Origin of the sequence: Microcoleus sp. CZ3-B2 (assembly GCF_036705055.1) — a bacterium.
GTDB lineage: Bacteria > Cyanobacteriota > Cyanobacteriia > Cyanobacteriales > Microcoleaceae > Microcoleus.
The window spans coordinates 47,106-65,198 of sequence record NZ_JAUBTN010000018.1; the positions used below are offsets into that span (position 1 = coordinate 47,106).

The following is an 18,093-nucleotide window of genomic DNA, read 5'->3' on the forward strand; positions in this document are numbered from 1 at the left end:
TAAACGATCGCGCGCGCGCGCTGACCGGCGCATCCCTACAACTCAAAACTTCTGCAAAAAACCCCCGCGCTTTCGCTGACAGGGGTGTTAAAGGCCAATTACATATTTTTGCCATTCTTTGTGCATACCGCTCTTAACTTGTTTCGTCACTTCAAAATAAAGACCGCTGTGAGGTTTCCTCGGTGGATAGCGCAGCAGCATTCCCGATTCTTTCGGGGTGCGACTGCCTTTATTCACGTTGCAGCGCATACAAGCCGTGACGAGGTTTTCCCAACTGTCGCCTCCTCCGCGCGATCGAGGAATCACGTGATCCAGCGTCAAACCGTCTCCGGTATAACCGCAGTATTGACAAGAGTGCGCGTCCCGGTGCAAGATGTTCCGGCGGGTAAGCGGAATTTCCTTATAGGGAACTCGGACGTAATGCCTCAGTCGGATCACAGTTGGTAGCGGGAAGTTTGGCGCAATAAATTTCCCGTTATGTTCTACCTGTTCTGCTTTTCCTTTCAACAACAAAATTACCGCCCTTCGCCAATTGGTGATGTTGAGCGGTTCGTAGGATGCGTTGAGCACTAGAACATTGCCCATTGTTGATTATTAAAGAGAATATTTTTACTGATGCTAACACAGGTTGCAGATTAGGGGGGCGAGAGCGATCTGGGCAAGGCTTAACAAAAAACGGTGAAAAACCGCACCTTTACCCTATAGCTTCGCACCTGCGCCCTTTGTGGCTGCACTTATTTTCTGCCCTCGATGTCTGTCGGCGAGCATTTTTCGGTAAATTTTGACCCTGATGAGACAAGTATGGGCGATCCTCTCCGAGGGCTTCGCTAACGGGCAAACTTTACAGAATAATTTTTATTTTTTCCCTAAATGCCTAATCTTCCCGGCAAGAAGCAGTCTAATTTTTTAGAGTATTAGTAACCATAAATGAAAAAGCTTATTACCGCCCATGAAATTTCGGCTTTTAAAGTCAGCTTTTAGCGCGTCAATTATTGCCCTGGCAGTTCCGATGTTAGGAAACTGTCCAGCCTTTGCCCAAACCCCCTCATTTTTCTGCGGCGCTGCGGGCGGGCGCCCGGCCACAATTGCTGTGCAACAAGGCAAAAATATTCCCGTTATTCTGTGGGTTGCCGATAACTATTTCAATGAATCAGGAGAAGACGCAATTACTCGCTGCACCAGAGTCTCGGGAATTCTCAACAATTCGCAACCCCAAGGAAACTGGGACAATCTTGTCACAGCAGGTGCATCTCCTAGCGGTCAACTAATTATTTGTGCAGCTAATCCTCAAGACGGTTCCTGTAGATTATTATATCAAGTGCCAAAAGGGCAAAATTCCGAACAAGCCCGACAAGAACTTTTAAGAAGAGTTAAAAATCCGAATGTAAGTGTTTCGCCTGTTAAGGTAAATTGATAGTCATTAGTCATTAGTCATTAGTTATTGGTTATTGGTTATTGGTTATTGGTTAGTTGTTAGTTGTTATTGGTTATTGGTTATTGGTTATTGGCTACGAATTTCCAATCCCTCCGCTTCGCTCCGCCCAATTCTCAATTCCCAATAACAACTAACAAATAAAAACTAACAACTAACAACTAACAGCTAACAGCTAACAGTCAACAGTCATTAGTCATTAGTCATTTGCTCGTTACCAAGCTCTGCCTGGTAATGCAGATGCTTTGGCTCTGCCTCCTTAAGAATATGGGTTCGTAATGCGGACTTCAGTCCGAAAATTAAGAGTGCACTTTAGTCCGCACTACGAACCTTACTTATTACGATATAGCGGTTATCAAAAAAGTGAGATATGCCCAATGCCCAATCCCTCCGCTTCGCGCTCGCCCTGCGCGGGCCAATCCCTCCGCTTCGCTGGGCCCAATGCCCTATGCCCTATGCCCTGTTTGCCCTATGCCGCATAGTACCTCATCTTTCTGAGACTCGGCTATATATCGACATTGCCGTGTGTGTATTCTCAATAATTTGATTGCTTGCAGATAGTTGAAACCCTTCTGAAATACTCCGGTTTACTACCAAGAAAATTGCAACTTTGCTTCAGCAATTCTGCCAACCCTTCAACCTGTCTCAGCCAGACAGTGCCGTTGCTTCCAGCTACAGCAATTTGCTTGCCGTCTCGACTCCAACCAACACTAACAACATTCTCCTCAAACTCAAATTGAGCAACCTGTCGCCCCGCTAAATTCCACAGCCGCACCGTCTTGTCAATTCCCACAGTAGCCAGCTTTTCTCCGTCTGGACTAAAACTGATTGATTTAGCATCAAAATGCAAGGTTTGAAATTCATTCATTAATTCTTTTTCTGACAAATTCCACAGCCCGACTTTGCCGTTAAATGTTACTGTAGCAAAGCGATACTGCTGTTGAGCCGGACTGAAGCTGATACCGATTGCCTGCACCGGCAGTATTTTTTCCAGTTGTCCTGACAAATTCCAAATTCGCACTGTAGATTTACCGTCTAAAGTCGTGACAAAATCTCCTTTAGGGCTAAAATTAACGCTTCTGACTAAGCCGTTATGACCGGGAAGTTTGACAATGGATGATATTACTTTAGGCTGTTTTGATAACAGCAAAATTGCCGCACTACTGTCGATTCCTGCCGCAGATAAAAACTTTGCATCGGGACTAAAACTGATGCTGGTAACTGAGCCTTTAATTGCTTGAAAACTCGAAATATTTTTACCTGATAAGTTCCAAAATTTAACTGTGCCGTCCTTTCCTGCCGTTGCTAAAAACTTGCCATCCGGGCTAAAGCTTATCATATTAACTGACTGCTGCAAAGCTTTCCATTCAGCAATTTTAGACCCGGAAAAGTTCCAAATCCGAACTTTATCGTCTATACCTGCGGTTGCTAAAATTTGTCTGTCAGGGCTAAAACTGACGCTGGTAACTGCACCTGCATGAGCTTGCCACTTCATCAAGTGCGGAAGTGATGATGCTTTTATCTGCTGTTTTTTGCTGATTTTATCGAGAATTATTTGTAATGCTAGCAGCGGCCTTGTGGCTGGATATTGTTCTAAATTTGGTTTATTATTAACCAGGGTTTTTAATTTTTCTCCCGAGGCGATCGCCCTGAGTAACGCTTCTGATAAAGCTTGGCTGTTATCTGTCTTTTGAGATACCGCTAATAGCAAAGCATCGCTGCCATTTTGTTCGATTTCAATACTTGCTTGTGCGAGTTTAAAACGCTGGTAAGCGAGAGTTGAAAAGCCGATCGCCCCAATTAACGAGGCTGCGAGTACCGCGGAACCGATGCCGATCCACTGTTGCGCTTTGTGCTTGGCTGCATCAGCTTCTATCAAAGCTGTTTCGGCATCGCGCGCAGCTTTTTTGGTTTCTAGTGTAGCTGCAAGCAGCAGTTGATTTTGGTCGCTCAAAATCATTTTTTGGCTGGCTGTCAAAAACTGGAAATCTTCGTTTCTCAAGCTTTTATCGGCGGCCCAAACTAATGCTGACTGCAAATTATCCCCGCGCAACAGTTGGGAATTATCCTCGCAGTTTGAATTCAGCCAGACTTTGATAGCTTCGGAATAAGGCGATAGTTTTTCTAACTTTTTGGCGATTAAGTTTTTGTTAAATACAGCTTGATAAATAGGATTGGAAATTGTTAATTTTTCCCGGCGCTTGACGATTAATCCGGTTAAGCGCAATTCCATTTGTTCGGCACTGCGATCGGGAACAATGTCAACTTGCTGCAAAATTTGCTGGTACAATCCGAGTCTTCTGATAATGCGTTGGTTTTCTTTGAAAAGCCGATCGCGAATTGTGGACAAATGTTCGGGCACATCCTGAGATTCCCAATTATCCACGATTTTCAAGCGCACCACTTCCTCAACCCAAGCTTGAGGATTTTGAATGCGATCTTGCTCTCCCCCTTGACAAGCGGGAGGTGCATTTTCAAACAGAAGTTTGCACAGCTTTTGAGTGAGGAAGGGTTGCCCGCCAGTCCAATACAATACTTCTTTCAAAACTTCCCCAGATTGGTCTGTAAGCTCGGCCAACCCCGCTGCTAGCGGTTGCGCTTCTGTTTCGTCAAAACCCGTTAGTTCGATCGCCCTACCGATATTAAAAGGGGTGCTGCTGCTGAGATTTTTGTCGCGGCACAAATCCGCTGGCGATGCTACGCCCAACAGTGCCCACGTCAGGCGATCGAATTCTGGATTGTTGGCGCGCTTGTTGTAGCACGATCGAATTAACGCCAAAAAATCATCGGCGGGAAAATCCAAGGCGAGAATGCTGTCGATTTCGTCAATAAAAATGACAATATTGCTGGAAATATTGGCTAAAAGTACAGTTTCGATGAATTCGCTCAATCTTTGAACCGGACTTAAAAAATTGCGATCGCGCCACCAAGTCCGCACGTTGACAACATCCGACAGATTAAAGTTATTTTCCAGAATGCGGAGTAACCCAGCATACCACTGTTCGGGAGTCACGCTGCGGTTGCCAATTTCCGAAATGTCGATCGCAGCACAAGCAATTCCTTCATCTCTCAGCCGTTGAATTGTCCGCACTTGCAAGCTAGATTTTCCCATTTGTCGCGAATTCAAAACATAGCAAAATTCCCCAGCTTTCAATCCATTATAGAAGTCGTCATCTGCTTGGCGCTTGACGTAATTGGGAGCGTTAGTGCCGAGACTGCCGCCGACTTGATAGTAACTGGGCTTTGTGGTAAAATCCATAAAATAACAAGATTACGGCTTCGATTATTCGGCGGTTGAAACCGCTGCTTGTCAAACGAAGTCCGCCTGCGCGGACTGAAGAAATGAGGCGGTATTAAAGTTTAATTTTGTATAACATATTGTACCACAATAAAGATTATTCGGCGGTTGAAACCGCTGCTTGTCAAACGAAGTCCGCCTGCGCGGACTGAAGAAATGAGGCGGTATTAAAGTTTAATTTTGTATAACATATTGTACCACAAAACAGCATGAAAACTGATTGGATTGGATATCACCAGAACAAAGATTTATTAAGAAATGAAGTTTGGTCTTTGCTGAAACAGCAAGCCGCATCTATTGGCGATTGCTTTGGTCATATTCCCAACTTTGTTAATGCTGACATGGCGGCAGAAAAATTAGCAACCTTACCAATTTGGCAACAAGCAAAAACGATTAAGTGCAATCCAGATGCGGCACAAATTCCGGTGCGAATGCGCGCTTTGCAAGATGGAAAACGCTTGTATGTGGCTGTACCGCGCTTGACAGACGATCGCTGTTTTGTTGAGTTGACTGCTGCGGATTTGCAGAGACAAAATGTATCTATTGCCGAAAGTGCGTTAGCGTTAGCGAAGCGATCCGAAGGAAAGCCCGCCCCTGCGGGGGCTGCGCCAACGAAGAGGATCGCCCGCAAAGCACTGGATTGTGGCAAATTGGTAAGTTTTGCAGAAATGGAACCAATTGATTTAGTAATAGTCGGCTGTGTAGCGGCGGGGCGCAGCGGTGGAAGAACCGGAAAAGGTGCAGGATTTGCCGATTTGGAATTGGCTATGTTGAAGGAATTCGGGTTAGTACAAATCGATACGCCAATTGTAACAACAGTGCATCCTTTGCAAGTAGTCGCAGATTCGCGCTTGCCAATGCAGCCTCACGATTGGCCGCTGAATTGGATTGTTACTGCTGGTGAGGTAATTGAGACTAATACAAGTTATCCGCGTCCGACAGGGTTAAACTGGGATAGTATACGGCCGGAACAGTTGGCACAAATTCCAATTTTGCGAAAGTTGAGAGAGCAAGACTAGATAACGAGTTCCTGTGCTAAAATTGTCTAAATTTTACTATTGTAGAATATGAAAGTTATTTTGGGCGACATCACAAAACTCGAAGTTGATGCGATCGTGAATGCTGCAAATAGCAGCTTACTGGGTGGTGGTGGAGTAGATGGAGCAATACACAGAGCAGCAGGATCGGAACTTTTTGATGAATGCCGATTACTTGGAGGATGTAAGACTGGAGATGCTAAACTAACTAAGGGATATAAATTGCCTGCACGCTTCGTCATCCACGCAGTAGGGCCAGTATGGCGGAAGGGTAATGATGGAGAACCGGAACTCTTAGCCGAGTGTTACCGTAAGTGTATGCAAATTGCCGCAGAACGAGAGTTTGAGAGTTTGGCATTTCCTTGCATTAGCACCGGCATTTACAGCTTTCCTAAAGCTCTAGCAGGTGAGATTGCAGTGAAGGTATGCTCGGAATATATACAAAATAATGGTGGTTCTCAACAAGTAATTTTTTGCTGTTTCGATCGAGAAAATTATGAAATCTATGAGAGGATTCTATCTAAATACAACCCTAAAAAACCTCTCTAAAACTTCATCTAACGCACCCTACAAGTTTAGGATTGATCTCAAATCCGTTGCTATCGGAATTATTCATCTCTCTCTCTTCTCTGACTCTGCGGCCTCTGCGGCCTCTGCGGTTCAATCATTCAAAAACAACCGTAAACAATATTACTCATTTTATCTTAAGGTAAAAGAGAATTCACAGCGATCGCCCCAATTTCTATTCCTTCAATAATAATCGGTATAACAGCCGATCGCCCGAAATCAAACCTTTGACTGTAATCTGGCTGCTCAACTTCAACAAGAGGTTGAGAGTACACCTCAACCAGTCCTTCCACAAGATTCACAATCCAATAAATTGCAATTCCAGCGCGGGCATAAATCCGTTTTTTTACAGTTCGATCGCGCTGAAGTGTCGTATCTGATACTTCAATAATCAGGGCAATATCTTCAGCCCCCGGATGCCGATCGAGATATTGTCGCGTATCCCCTCGGACAACCACTATATCAGGTTCGGGTTCGCTGTTGGATAGGGTTATCGGTTCTTGGGAATCGACATACCAACCAGGGGGTAAAATATTCTCTAAAGCTGTTCTGACAAGACGAGTTGTGACTCGATGCGGTGGATTTTTGGGCATTTTGAAAACCAGCCAACCTTCCAGCAATTCTACAGAGTCATCATCCGTGAGAATGCCAGCTTGAATTATCGCATGATACTGCTCGATGCTCAAGCGCAAAATCAGATCGTTCGGAATTGCTGCAACACTTTCGACGGGCGGCATAACTGTATGGGCGAGTTGATTATTGTCTTATTTTACCGTTTTTTCAACGAACCGCGAAGGCGCTTTAGGCTTTCGCCGCGCGTCAGCGCTAGGACGCGAAGTAAGAAAGAAGAAGAAGAAGATAATTTCATAATAAGTAAGTCGGTGGGGAAAAACACAACTGTGTTAAGAAAGATAAATGAGGCTCAAACCCCAATCCCTCCTGCATTCTGTCTCCTGACTCCTGCCTCATCCCAACTACAAATATTTACGCCTTTCTACTTACATCTACTTTGTGGTGATTACGCGCCATGCAATGAAAGCTGTAAAAGCTAAATAACCAAACACAGTTATCCAATCCAGCCAATTATCGGAATTTATCAAAAAAATATCGTTCACGGGCAGTGTTCACCTGATTATTAATTAGTTCCTCTCTGGTGGAACGAGAGTTTGTAGAGTAGCGATTTCAACCATAGATCGCTCTATATTTTACCCGATCGCGCTTAAGTGCGATCGAAAATATTGCCTGTACAGTTCATTCCTCGGCACGCACTCGTTACCCTGCAACTTCACCAACCCCAAACTATCCAATTTAAACGCCTGCATCGACTTTAATTGAACGGGAATGTCCGCCGCTGCAATCTCTCTCATTCCTTCCGCTAACTCTGGATATTCTTCTAAATTCCACAATTGGCGGCGCAGGTGGTCGCTATAAATTCCCGCATCGCTGGTAGCAGTTTCTTTTAATTCATCAAGCGTCAAATCCGATCGCGAAATGTGATATAATGCAACTCGCACTAAATACGGATGTCCGCCGACAATTGCCATCAATTCCTCAACTTCTGCATCCGACCAATTTAAATTGTGACGCGCGGCTAAATCTTGGATTTGCAGGTGGTTAAATTCCGGTAAATCTACGGGCAGTCCCACGTTAAAAGGCGATTGATTGATGTTCATCGGAATGTAAACTTCGGTAGAATGAACTACAATTAATCGCAGTTTTTTCCAGATGTCGCGCCGTTTTGATTCTTCGTGCCACGCCCGCAACAGTCCTAAAAAGTCTTCGGCAATATCTGGATATTGGAAAACGCGATCGATCTCGTCTAATCCTAAAATTAAAGGACTGTCGATTTGCGGCAAAATATATTTTTCAAAGTAATCTTTGCAGTTGACTTTGCTGCCAAAAATCTCGTCCCAATAATCGTCTAATTGATTGGCTAAGTGCAACTCGCGCCCAACGTAGGCGCAAAACCATTTTAAGAATTGATCTAAATCGGCGAATACGGCTTTATCTACTAACTGAAAAGTTAGCGGCACTGTGCAATAACCTTGAAGGCTTCCGTGATGCAAAATTTTTGCCATCAAGGAAGTTTTTCCCATTTGTCTGGGTGCTTTGATTCTAATTAACGCGCTGGGCTGTACAATAGTTTGATAGCAGCGTTCTTCGATGGGCTGGCGTTCTACATAAAATTGAGAGGCGACATCTACTTGTCCTCCCGGTAATTCCGGTTCGGCGACTGGTTGGGGTATTTCGTCGCTGCTAATTTCTAATACTTGGTTTTGCGTTAAATCTTCCGCTTCTTCTGGGACTGGTGCGGGAGTTTCTGCTAGCAAATTTAGCACTTCTTCGATAATAATTGGTGTGTCGGCGGTGGTTTTCCATTCCCTTTGTTTGATGCGGTACAGATAGCCCCGCAAGTCGTGGTTTAAAGGCGCGTTTAGCGGGAAACCGACGCGGATGGGGAGAATTATCGGTTTTTTGTCAGGGCGGGCATCTTGCAGTTCTTTTGCTTGCTGAACTTGATATGTTAGTATTTCGCTTTGGCTGACTGTTGGTGGCAGTAGCAACACCAAGTAATCGCATTCTTTGAGGAAGAAGTTAATGCGATCGAACCAATTATCTCCCAATCTAATGTTATTTTCGGCTGTGAAAACTGTATGACCGATCGCACTTAATGCCGTTTCCAACTGTTTTCCCAACTCGCGATCGGGTTCGGCGCTGCGATAGCTGACAAATACTTTAACACTGCTGGCGGTTTCCCCCGCCGCAGCTAAATTGTCCGACTCGCCGAGACCTTCGGCATCGTCTAGTTTAGCCGATCGGTGGTCGTCATTCGTCAGAGTTAGATCGAAAGCCGCGAACAACTGACGAATTTTACTTAAATCTGCACCTTCTCTACCCTGCTTAATTTTGCTGACTGTATCGATACCGACGCCAGATTCAGCCTCGATTTCCGTCAGAGTACCTCTAATGTTATATCGGTCAGACCATTCTTGGAGCGTTTCGTTAAGTTTCTTTAAGCCTGACGCTGTGAGAATGCGACCGCGAGATCGTTTTGACTTGAGCACTTCGCTTGCACTGAAAAGGGAACAAATTTAAAAAGTTTAAGGTCTTAAGTTCCTATTTTAGCCGATTTTGAGCCAGATAGTCAGCTAGCCGGAATTTAAGGAATTTTACTGCGGGAGGTTTTTTGGGCGATCGATTCTTCAAACTCCATCCTGATAACGGCTTCAACCTTTGAATGTATTTGAAAACCAGAAACTTTTCTTAACTCCCCAATCTCCCCCGCCCGGAATCACTGAATTTTTTAGAGTAGATACATCAAAACCCAAGGGTGCCGCAGAAACAAACTGTCTGATTCGCGTCAAATATCTTCTGTGACACACCCTACACTAGCAGAATCGATCCGTCAGGCCAAAAAGGAGCATCAAAATGACTAAAATCTTACACAGACTGGCAATGGCCGCTTTAGGAACCGCTGCAATTTTCACAATTAATACACTTAATAATTTAACAGAAGTATCCGCCGCTGGTAAATTCGACCAACCCGAAACTCATCAAAACAACGTTTTTCCACTTGCTGTTCCCCCTCTGTTCCACAAATAAAAACATTCATTAATTTAATTAAGGAGAAATTATGAAGTCTACACTTTGTTCGCCGCAACCTACCGCTACACAATCTAACTTGGTTGATGCTGAGGCGATCGATGCCTGCACTGCTTTAGCGTGGATTGAATTGATAGCGTTAGATGACAGCACTCTCACCGGGGATGATTGGCTGGTTCTGTGCGATGATATAGATAGCGGGGAAATCTATCGCGGCTGGTTTCTGTGGCACGACCGCGAAGTTAGCGGTAATTGGGAAGCTTACGATCATTTGAGCGATCGCCGCAAGGTTGCTAAAGGCAAAGTTTTTCTCAAAGCTGCGATCGACTCGATCGAAGATGCTAGAAACCAATCGATTTTAGATTTGGTAATTGCCGAAACCGCAAATCGACGCAGATCGACGCTTTCTTAACGCAGATAATTTCTCGATTGTTGTCGATTTTTGTCAAAATGTCTCTTCAGTGCGGGCAAGGGAATATTCTCAAACAAAATAATAAACTTTACGGTTGCGGGCAAGAGTTGACTGTATGATGCTAGGTGGTTTGCGTCGAAAGCGGTTGAGAACGCTGTTCTGGCCGTTGTTTCGTTGCAGCCGTTCAACTCTTTCTCTTTAAATATGACTCCAAAACTGCGATGGCTGTTGCCTTCTTTAATTAGTGTTTTGTCGATCGCCCTGCCTGTCAAAGCTGATACACTAACATCATGGCACTTCGATGCCAGCCAAAATCAACTAAACTTAACCACGGATTCAGGCGTTCAACCCCAAGTTCAACTTATTGCCAATCCCACCCGTTTAGTAATTGATTTACCGGGAATTGTCTTGGAATATCCCGAAAGTCCTCAAAGCTACAACTCAGCTATTCAACAAATTAGAATCGGGCAATTTGATAGCGAAACTACCAGATTAGTGATACAATTAACTCCCGGTTATCAGTTAGATCCGCAAAAAGTCAGAGTTATTAGAGAATCTGCAACCCGCTGGTCGTTTCAGTTGCCGAATCCAGAGCAAATCTCCGGCAACGAGTCTTTTCCACCAACAGCTATTACCCAGGTAGAACAAAAACCACGTCAAGTTTCGCCTACTGTTGCTTCAGGAATTGAGAGAAACCATGGCGCTGATTTGGAGATGCGAACCGGTTTGGAAATGAGCGCAATTAAGCCTCAGATTGAAAGTGCGATCGCCCAATACAGATCCCTGAGTGCCGGAATGTTTTTTCTGGATTTAGATACAGGAGAATATTTGGATATCAAAGGCGATCGAGTATTTCCGGCGGCGAGTACAATTAAATTGCCAATTCTAATTGCATTTTATCAAGATGTAGACGCGGGCAAAGTTAGCCTGGACGAAACATTAATTATGAAGTCGGACTTAGTGGCCAGCGGTTCTGGAACCATGCAGGACGAACCAGATAACACTCGGTTTAGCATCAGAGAAACCGTAGATAAAATGATTACGATCAGCGATAATACAGCCACCAACATGATTATCGAACGTTTGGGAGGAATCGCTAAACTCAACGAACGTTTTCGCAGTTGGGGATTAACGGATACGAGAATTCGCAACTGGTTAGGCGATTTTCAAGGAACAAATACCACAAGTTCTGTGGATATGGTAAAGTTGCTAGCAATGCTGTCTCGCGAGAAATTAGTTTCGGAATCGAGTCGAGAACAAGCTTTAGAATTATTGCGGCGCACCACAACTAGAACGCTGCTACCTTCGGGTTTGGGGGCGGGAGCCGTGATTGCTGACAAAACCGGAGATATCGGTTTTGTGGTGGGCGATGCGGGGATTATTGATATGCCGAATGGCAAGCGTTATTTAGCCGCAATTTTTGTGAAACGTCCTTACAATGACCCAATTGTCAGAGATTTTGTGCGCCGAATTTCGCGGATTGTATACAATTATTTAGACCAGCCTGCGGCGAAAGCATCTAATTAAATCATTTCCTCTTCCTCTCATTCCCAGGCTAGGCCTGGGAATGAATACCAAGAGGCTCTGACTTCAGTAAGGTGAGATTCTGTTGTATGTGAAGTCATTACTTGCTAGCAACAGGCATCAAATACTTCGCATGAATTTCGACCTCTGTCACCAAAAAATCACTAAAACTTTGATGGCTTTTAATGAAATCAATTTGGTTAGTCCCTTCGCAATAAGAGTAAATCGGGGGATCTGCGCCTTCTGATAATCTAAAAAAGCTGAATTGATAGCCCTGGTGCATCAAGAAAATAAAGGCATCATCTGCTAAGGATTCAGGAAAGTTATTTTCATTTAATAACTCAACAGCCCACTCCTGAAGTTGAGGTAAATGATTCAAGAAACAGTCCGAACCCCGCAAGAATTTACCAGCACTACGCCCCATAGATAACAGAAATTCTTGATAGGCGAGGGGCAGAGAAATCCCCAACTGTTGCTGGATAGCCATTACTTCATCGGGGGTACAGCCTACAAGTTCATCTTGCCTTATGAGTTTTAGTTCTATCAGTTGTTGTTTAACTCGATCTAAGTACATAGCTACTACATCCTTTAAGTAATACCTCCGGGGCGCCCCGGAGTGTGTTGGCGATGGGAGCAATTCTTGGGAGGATTGCTCTTACAGATTTCCGAACCCTATTCAGCAACGCCAACCTTGAGATATTCCCACTTTAAAAATCTGGCTGTGCGTAGATTTTGCTGAGTTTACATTGTATGGTTTACCGTCAGTCTGATATTGGGAAACAGCCTACGAAATTGCTCGATTGCGTAACAACAGGAATCGCAGGGTTCTCTTTCCGTCCATAGATTTACGTTACCTTGAATCTCTGGTGTTTGAACATATCTCAATGCCACTTCCTCAAGAAGTTTGTATTCGCTGTCATAGCCTCGTGAATGTCCGGGCGCGACTTCAAAAGTCTTAAATAATGGCTCGTCTGGTAAACCAACTGTGCCGGGACGAGTCGATCGACCGCTGACGGCTATCAATTCCTCACTATCATTCCCAATCTGAAAGTCTGCAACAGCAATGTTTTTGTAGGCTGACACTCCTAGCTCTTCCCGTATTATATCGATACGAGTTATCCGTTCTGGCATAACTTTTTTTTAAATAAAGACAACTATATGGGGTAAAACTTTTCAGTAGCCCCATTTTATTTTAGCAAAGCGATCTGGGAAAAAAACTGAAACTAGCAGAATACTTCACCCTAAAAATTAGGGTATCTTCTGCTTCCTAGCCTCTGCCTCCGGTAAAATGAGACTCGAAACAGCGAAGCAGAGCCTCAAGATATGCGTTACTTTACTTTCGCAGATCGTAGTAACGAGAGTAATGCCATTACGCGACGAAAGAGCAATCCCCAACTCTGGGATTGCTCTCTCGTCGCGCAATTACAAATTAGATGATTTAAGGACTAATGACTGCGGACAAATGACTACTCTTTTCGCTCGACAGTTACAGTCAAATGAGCCACAACCGCCCCAACTGCGCCAAGTGCAGCAGCAATTGGAAAGACTACTGAGCCTGCAACGCCACCTACCAATCCCGCCATCAGCGGAATGTCTGCCAAAGTCCGTCCTTGCGAGTTTTTGATGACGAGGCGGCGCAGTTTTCCTTGCTGAATTAGTTCTTTGACTTTACCAATTAAACTGTCGGCGCTAATCTTAAACTCTTCTACTCTGACTTTTTCTTCGGTTGCAAATTCTGAGGCGAATAAAGGTGTTTCAACCGTTGGGTTTGCTGTATTGCCTGCCGCTACTGTTTCGTCTTGCAGAATAGTTACTTGTTGTTCTAGTTGTGAATTCATTTTTTGTAGGGCGGGCGAACACCAGCCGTTTAATTTCTATACTTCTATCTTGTACGATCGCACTTGAGTGCGACAGGCAAGAAAACCCTACAATCAACATTCGTACTTTCCACCCCCGCATTTTTACTCAAAACATTATCTCAGTTGACTGTTGACAGTTGACGCTTGAGGGCGGGCACGCACCATCCACCGCCCCTACCTGTTGACTGTTGACTAATGACTAATGACTAATGACTAATGACTAATGACTAATGACTACTGACTACTGACTACTGACTACTGACTAATTCATTTGTGTCGAATTAGCTCGTAAATTTCCACATAGTCTTTAGCTGGATATTTCCACGAATTATCGCAATTCATACCTTGAATTACGAGTTTTTCAAATTCATCACGATAGTCATACCACAATCCGATCGCCCGATCGAGCGCCGACTCTAAAGCGTAATAGTCGCTTTGGTAAAACACGTAACCGTTGCGCTCTTCGGGGAGATGGCTGGTGCCGTAATCGCGATCGAACACCGTATTCACCAAACCGCCCACACCTCGCACCACAGGAACAGTACCGTACCTCAACCCGATCATCTGAGTCAGCCCGCAGGGTTCGTAATTGCTCGGCACCACGATCATATCCGCACCCGCGTAAATTAAGTGCGACAGTTCCTCATTAAAACCAAGTTCCAAATGGCAGTCTGGATTGTCATTTAAAAACCATTTTTCGTGCTGAAAATGTGCGTTAATTCCTGCTTCCGTCGCCGAACCCAAAAGCACGAATTGCGCGCCTTTACTCAGAGAATAATAAATTGCGTGGTGGACGAGGTGAACGCCTTTTTGATCGTCCAAACGACCGATAAAGGTAATCATAGGCTTGTCAGCATCGCGCAATAAAAGCCGATCGCGCAAAGCCTTTTTAGTTTTGGCTTTTCCTGCCAGATCCTTTTCAGTATAGTGATGCGGAATATAGCGATCGCTCTCAGGATTCCATACATCATAATCAATGCCGTTGAGCACCCCGCGAAACTTATCTTGATATGTATGCAAAGTGTGGCCCAAACCGTAGCCGAACTCGCCGAGGTGAGCTTCCCAAGCGTGGTGCGGCGACACCGTGGTGACAAAGTTTGAGTAGACAATGCCCCCTTTCATAAAGTTAATGGCAAAGGGGTTAAAATTATCTCTGAGGCGATCGTACTGAAAATAATAATCATCTCGATTCAAACCCGTTGCCCGCAAAACCTCGCTACCGCCCATACCTTGATGTTTGAAATTGTGAATGGTATAGCAGACTCGCTGATTTTCCATCCAATTGTATTTGTAAACTTCAAACAGCATGACTGGAACCAAACCAGTTTGCCAATCGTGACAGTGAATCACATCCGGGCGCTTGTTGCTTCTGAGCAAAAATTCCAAAGCAGCTTTGCTGAAAAATGCAAACCGCATATTGTCATCATTGCAACCGTAATAACAGCCGCGGTTAAAAAAGTTATCTTGCGATCGAGGTTCAATGAAAAAACACAACACCCCGTGCACCCAGCCGCAGTAGACATCGCAAAGGATTTCGCCGTCGTACCAGGGCACGGCCAAATCCCGATAGGCCTCGTGCAGCCCCCAAATGTGGTCGTACCTCATGCAGTCGTACTTGGGCAGAATAATCTCGACGCAGTGGCCGGAATTCTGCAATTCTCGACTCAAACCGTAAACTACGTCGCCCAAACCCCCAGCTTTGATAACGGGGGCGCACTCTGAGGCAATTTGTACGATGTACATTTTTTTTGCTTACTCCTAGATTGAATCCAAAAATATTTTCTTAACTTGACAAAGTATATGATTTCTCGGCTCCTAAGCAAGTCGGCCATTGGGAATACAGGGAAAATACGCGCCGCGCTGCGAAAGTTGAGGCCGATTCGGTCGATCGCTGGCAATAACCTAACGCGGCAGGATACCATCAAGGCTAAGCTGCAAGCTCTCCTTCCAAGCACAAATCATCGGTTTAGCCAGTAAAAAATGCAGTAGCTCGATCGCAAATTCCGCAAAACATAACTCATTTTCTCGCATTTGTTAACTCAATCTTTTGAGCCAAATCGCCCTTTGTCTCCTCTCGTTCCGAATAGCGATCGAATAACTCACTCAAAGCTTCTTCTCCAGCAATCTCTCCATTACTGAAAAACTTCTCTACCTCCACCGAACCATCGCTCAAAATTTCAATTTCCCACCGTTCCCCAGGTACAGCCACAATTACCATCACAGCTTCATCCCGGTGATGGGCTAAACTGTAATCGATCGCCTGTTTTCCCAGCCTTTGCAAAAACAAAAGTATTCGGTCAAATTCATTACTTTTCATCGATCAAATCTCCGATCGCTCAACAACTTGCGAACCATACTAAAACCTAGAATATTATCTTCAACACCCCTTTTAATTTCCTCCCATATCATTTCGCTCAACTCTTCCCAACTTGGCGAATTTGCCGGAAATTGCGCTTGTTTTATACTACCTTTTTTACCTTTAAGAATCTCAGACACTTTCATGCCTGCAAATTTTTGTGCGATGTTTCTTCCTCCTGATCTTACCTAAATTTCTTCAAATAAACGCTCTGATAAAAAACTCCCTGTAACTATTTAACCCCACTGCAACGAATAAGACTCTTTCAGGCTCTTGCACCCAATAGAGCATATCGGTAATTAATAAACTTATTTTGGGTATGCATATTCTGCTAAAATTAAATTTTACAGCTATTTTAGCAATAGCAGACAGTACAGCTCCACAATTACTGAGGAAAGTCTTATGCCTGCGATCGCACAATCTCCCAACCTACCAATTTTAAACGAAATCAACTCAGGATTACCCAATATTTGCGGTTTTGAAGCAGAAATTAGCGCCGCAGCCCACAGCCACGAACCAGTCTTTCTACCTACCACAAATCTGCGCCTCGAAAATATTCAAGCCGGATTTGCCTGCGCCCTGCATATGCACCAACCCACAATTCCAGCCGGTGCAAACGGCGAACTAATCTGCAATTTGCAGAATATGTTTGAAAATCCTAACCAAGGAGACAATCACAACGCCGGAGTCTTTGCTTGGTGTTATTCCCGCATGGGCGAATTCATTCCCCAACTAATTGCCGAAGGCTGCAACCCGCGAATTATGCTCGATTATTCCGGCAATTTATTGTGGGGATTGCGCCAAATGGGACGCGATGATGTCCTCAACAATCTCAAGCGGATTACCTGCGATCCTCAATACCAACCTTACGTAGAATGGCTGGGGACAATGTGGAGTCACGCCGTCATTCCCTCAACTCCCATTCCCGACATTAAACTCCAAATACAAGCATGGCAACATCATTTTGCATCCATTTTTGGCATTGATGCCCTCAAGCGCGTCAAAGGTTTTTCGCCCCCAGAAATGCACTTTCCCAATCACCCAGATACGCTTTACGAATACATCAAAGCTTTGAAAGAATGCGGCTACCGCTGGCTGATGGTGCAGGAACATTCTGTAGAAAATCTCGACGGTTCGGGATTGTCTCAAGACCAAAAATACATTCCCAACCGTTTGCAAGCCCGGAATTCTCGCGGCGAAACCATCAGCATTACGGCTTTGATTAAAACCCAAGGTTCCGATACAAAGTTGGTCGGTCAAATGCAGCCGTATTACGAAGCTAAAGTCCGCCAAAAACAGCAAATTGGCAATGTCACAGTTCCTTCTTTAGTCACTCAGATTGCTGATGGCGAAAATGGCGGCGTGATGATGAATGAATTTCCCAGTGCTTTTATGAAAGCTTGGCACGAAAACCGCGAAGATGGCGGCGGAAAATCGGGTGTTGTCGGTTTAAATGGGACTGAATATTTGGAGATAATTGAGGCGGCGGGTGTTAATCCTGATGATTATCCGATTTGTCAGGGAGTCAACCAGCACAAAATCTGGCAGTTAGTCAATCCCGACAGTGCGACGCCGGAAAAGGTCGAAAGTGCGATCGCCCAACTCAAGCAAACCGACCATAATTTTCATATGGATGGTGCCTCTTGGACTAACGATTTAAGTTGGGTGAAAGGCTACGAAAACGTCTTGGAACCGATGAATCAACTCAGCGCAGCATTTCACCAAAAGTACGACTCGCTGGTACAGCAAGATGCCTCCGTTACCAAGCAGTCTGAATATCAACAAGCTTTGCTTTACAACTTGCTGCTACAAACAAGCTGTTTCCGCTATTGGGGACAGGGAACTTGGACTGATTACGCGCGGGAACTTTACAACCGTGGCGCTGCTTTAATGAAGTAGGAAAATTTATTGTAGGGTGCGTCAGATACAAACTATTTGAGTAGTTTCAAATATTAGGTCTGATGCACCCTACATTTTTATTTCAAAGAAAGGACTAAAGTCCTCA

The 18,093-nt window shown here is 44.6% G+C and carries 17 protein-coding genes; 7 read left to right on the forward strand and 10 right to left on the reverse strand.

The window, feature by feature from the left end; all coding sequences use genetic code 11:
* Positions 1–87: 87 nt before the first annotated feature.
* Positions 88–585: an HNH endonuclease gene (locus QUA97_RS10890; RefSeq protein ID WP_194008207.1), complete on the reverse strand. Its 498-nt coding sequence runs from the start codon at positions 583–585 to the stop codon at positions 88–90.
* A gap of 364 nt (positions 586–949) precedes the next feature.
* Between QUA97_RS10890 and QUA97_RS10895 the strand changes: the two genes are divergently transcribed.
* Positions 950–1,414 (forward strand): COP23 domain-containing protein, encoded by a 465-nt coding sequence (locus QUA97_RS10895; RefSeq protein WP_194008208.1) that lies wholly within the window; start codon positions 950–952, stop codon positions 1,412–1,414.
* Between the two features lie 553 nt (positions 1,415–1,967).
* Here QUA97_RS10895 and QUA97_RS10900 read toward each other — a convergent pair.
* On the reverse strand, positions 1,968–4,691 hold the full coding sequence (locus QUA97_RS10900) for an AAA-like domain-containing protein (RefSeq protein WP_194066408.1): 2,724 nt from the start codon (positions 4,689–4,691) through the stop codon (positions 1,968–1,970).
* A 248-nt stretch (positions 4,692–4,939) separates the two neighbouring features.
* Between QUA97_RS10900 and QUA97_RS10905 the strand changes: the two genes are divergently transcribed.
* Together QUA97_RS10905 and QUA97_RS10910 are read left to right on the forward strand one after the other, a co-directional pair.
* A complete protein-coding gene (locus tag QUA97_RS10905) occupies positions 4,940–5,749 on the forward strand; it encodes a 5-formyltetrahydrofolate cyclo-ligase (RefSeq protein ID WP_333194603.1) in 810 nt (269 codons plus the stop codon).
* Between the two features lie 48 nt (positions 5,750–5,797).
* Positions 5,798–6,316: an O-acetyl-ADP-ribose deacetylase gene (locus QUA97_RS10910; RefSeq protein WP_194066410.1), complete on the forward strand. Its 519-nt coding sequence runs from the start codon at positions 5,798–5,800 to the stop codon at positions 6,314–6,316.
* A gap of 155 nt (positions 6,317–6,471) precedes the next feature.
* Here the strand turns inward: QUA97_RS10910 and QUA97_RS10915 are convergent, their stop codons facing one another.
* On the reverse strand, positions 6,472–7,071 hold the full coding sequence (locus QUA97_RS10915; protein ID WP_333194604.1) for a Uma2 family endonuclease: 600 nt from the start codon (positions 7,069–7,071) through the stop codon (positions 6,472–6,474).
* A gap of 468 nt (positions 7,072–7,539) precedes the next feature.
* Positions 7,540–9,399 carry an AAA-like domain-containing protein gene (locus QUA97_RS10920; RefSeq protein ID WP_194066412.1) on the reverse strand — a complete coding sequence of 620 codons (1,860 nt, stop codon included), beginning with the start codon at positions 9,397–9,399 and terminating at the stop codon, positions 7,540–7,542.
* A gap of 364 nt (positions 9,400–9,763) precedes the next feature.
* Between QUA97_RS10920 and QUA97_RS10925 the strand changes: the two genes are divergently transcribed.
* From QUA97_RS10925 to QUA97_RS10935, 3 genes are all read left to right on the forward strand, one after another.
* The gene (locus QUA97_RS10925) at positions 9,764–9,937 is read left to right on the forward strand and encodes a hypothetical protein (RefSeq protein ID WP_194066413.1); all 174 of its coding nucleotides are present in this window, start codon (positions 9,764–9,766) and stop codon (positions 9,935–9,937) included.
* 31 nt (positions 9,938–9,968) lie between these two features.
* Positions 9,969–10,349: a hypothetical protein gene (locus tag QUA97_RS10930; RefSeq protein WP_194066414.1), complete on the forward strand. Its 381-nt coding sequence runs from the start codon at positions 9,969–9,971 to the stop codon at positions 10,347–10,349.
* Positions 10,350–10,553: 204 nt separating this feature from the next.
* Complete coding sequence (locus QUA97_RS10935; protein ID WP_194066415.1) at positions 10,554–11,876, forward strand: serine hydrolase; 1,323 nt, start codon at positions 10,554–10,556, stop codon at positions 11,874–11,876.
* Between the two features lie 97 nt (positions 11,877–11,973).
* On the opposite strand, the gene QUA97_RS10940 is transcribed toward QUA97_RS10935, so the two are convergent.
* The 6 genes from QUA97_RS10940 to QUA97_RS10965 all read right to left on the reverse strand — a co-directional run bounded on the left by QUA97_RS10940 (position 11,974) and on the right by QUA97_RS10965 (position 16,228).
* Positions 11,974–12,447, reverse strand: a complete 474-nt coding sequence (locus QUA97_RS10940; RefSeq protein WP_194066416.1) for an SMI1/KNR4 family protein — start codon at positions 12,445–12,447, stop codon at positions 11,974–11,976.
* Between the two features lie 167 nt (positions 12,448–12,614).
* Positions 12,615–13,004, reverse strand: coding sequence for a deaminase domain-containing protein (locus tag QUA97_RS10945; protein ID WP_194066417.1), 390 nt, complete (start codon positions 13,002–13,004; stop codon positions 12,615–12,617).
* Between the two features lie 335 nt (positions 13,005–13,339).
* Positions 13,340–13,711, reverse strand: coding sequence for a DUF4342 domain-containing protein (locus tag QUA97_RS10950; RefSeq protein ID WP_194066418.1), 372 nt, complete (start codon positions 13,709–13,711; stop codon positions 13,340–13,342).
* Between the two features lie 288 nt (positions 13,712–13,999).
* Positions 14,000–15,475, reverse strand: coding sequence for a glycogen synthase GlgA (glgA, locus tag QUA97_RS10955; protein ID WP_194066419.1), 1,476 nt, complete (start codon positions 15,473–15,475; stop codon positions 14,000–14,002).
* Between the two features lie 274 nt (positions 15,476–15,749).
* Entirely contained in the window at positions 15,750–16,049 is a 300-nt protein-coding gene (locus QUA97_RS10960; protein ID WP_333194606.1) for a hypothetical protein, read from the reverse strand.
* Positions 16,046–16,228, reverse strand: a complete 183-nt coding sequence (locus QUA97_RS10965) for a hypothetical protein (RefSeq protein ID WP_194066421.1) — start codon at positions 16,226–16,228, stop codon at positions 16,046–16,048. The genes QUA97_RS10960 and QUA97_RS10965 overlap by 4 nt, the downstream gene beginning before the upstream one ends.
* Positions 16,229–16,490: 262 nt before the next feature.
* On the opposite strand from QUA97_RS10965, the gene QUA97_RS10970 reads away from it, so the two are divergent.
* Positions 16,491–17,987 (forward strand): glycosyl hydrolase family 57, encoded by a 1,497-nt coding sequence (locus QUA97_RS10970; RefSeq protein WP_333194607.1) that lies wholly within the window; start codon positions 16,491–16,493, stop codon positions 17,985–17,987.
* The last annotated feature ends 106 nt before the right edge of the window (positions 17,988–18,093 follow it).

Excerpts from the sequence above, each read along its gene's own strand:
- QUA97_RS10890 (WP_194008207.1), bottom strand. The coding sequence starts at position 585 with ATGGGCAATGTTCTAGTGCTCAACGCATCCTACGAACCGCTCAACATC.
- QUA97_RS10895 (WP_194008208.1), top strand. The coding sequence starts at position 950 with ATGAAATTTCGGCTTTTAAAGTCAGCTTTTAGCGCGTCAATTATTGCC.
- QUA97_RS10900 (WP_194066408.1), bottom strand. The coding sequence starts at position 4,691 with ATGGATTTTACCACAAAGCCCAGTTACTATCAAGTCGGCGGCAGTCTC.
- QUA97_RS10905 (WP_333194603.1), top strand. The coding sequence starts at position 4,940 with ATGAAAACTGATTGGATTGGATATCACCAGAACAAAGATTTATTAAGA.
- QUA97_RS10910 (WP_194066410.1), top strand. The coding sequence starts at position 5,798 with ATGAAAGTTATTTTGGGCGACATCACAAAACTCGAAGTTGATGCGATC.
- QUA97_RS10915 (WP_333194604.1), bottom strand. The coding sequence starts at position 7,071 with ATGCCGCCCGTCGAAAGTGTTGCAGCAATTCCGAACGATCTGATTTTG.
- QUA97_RS10925 (WP_194066413.1), top strand. The coding sequence starts at position 9,764 with ATGACTAAAATCTTACACAGACTGGCAATGGCCGCTTTAGGAACCGCT.
- QUA97_RS10930 (WP_194066414.1), top strand. The coding sequence starts at position 9,969 with ATGAAGTCTACACTTTGTTCGCCGCAACCTACCGCTACACAATCTAAC.
- QUA97_RS10935 (WP_194066415.1), top strand. The coding sequence starts at position 10,554 with ATGACTCCAAAACTGCGATGGCTGTTGCCTTCTTTAATTAGTGTTTTG.
- QUA97_RS10940 (WP_194066416.1), bottom strand. The coding sequence starts at position 12,447 with ATGTACTTAGATCGAGTTAAACAACAACTGATAGAACTAAAACTCATA.
- QUA97_RS10945 (WP_194066417.1), bottom strand. The coding sequence starts at position 13,004 with ATGCCAGAACGGATAACTCGTATCGATATAATACGGGAAGAGCTAGGA.
- QUA97_RS10950 (WP_194066418.1), bottom strand. The coding sequence starts at position 13,711 with ATGAATTCACAACTAGAACAACAAGTAACTATTCTGCAAGACGAAACA.
- glgA (WP_194066419.1), bottom strand. The coding sequence starts at position 15,475 with ATGTACATCGTACAAATTGCCTCAGAGTGCGCCCCCGTTATCAAAGCT.
- QUA97_RS10960 (WP_333194606.1), bottom strand. The coding sequence starts at position 16,049 with ATGAAAAGTAATGAATTTGACCGAATACTTTTGTTTTTGCAAAGGCTG.
- QUA97_RS10970 (WP_333194607.1), top strand. The coding sequence starts at position 16,491 with ATGCCTGCGATCGCACAATCTCCCAACCTACCAATTTTAAACGAAATC.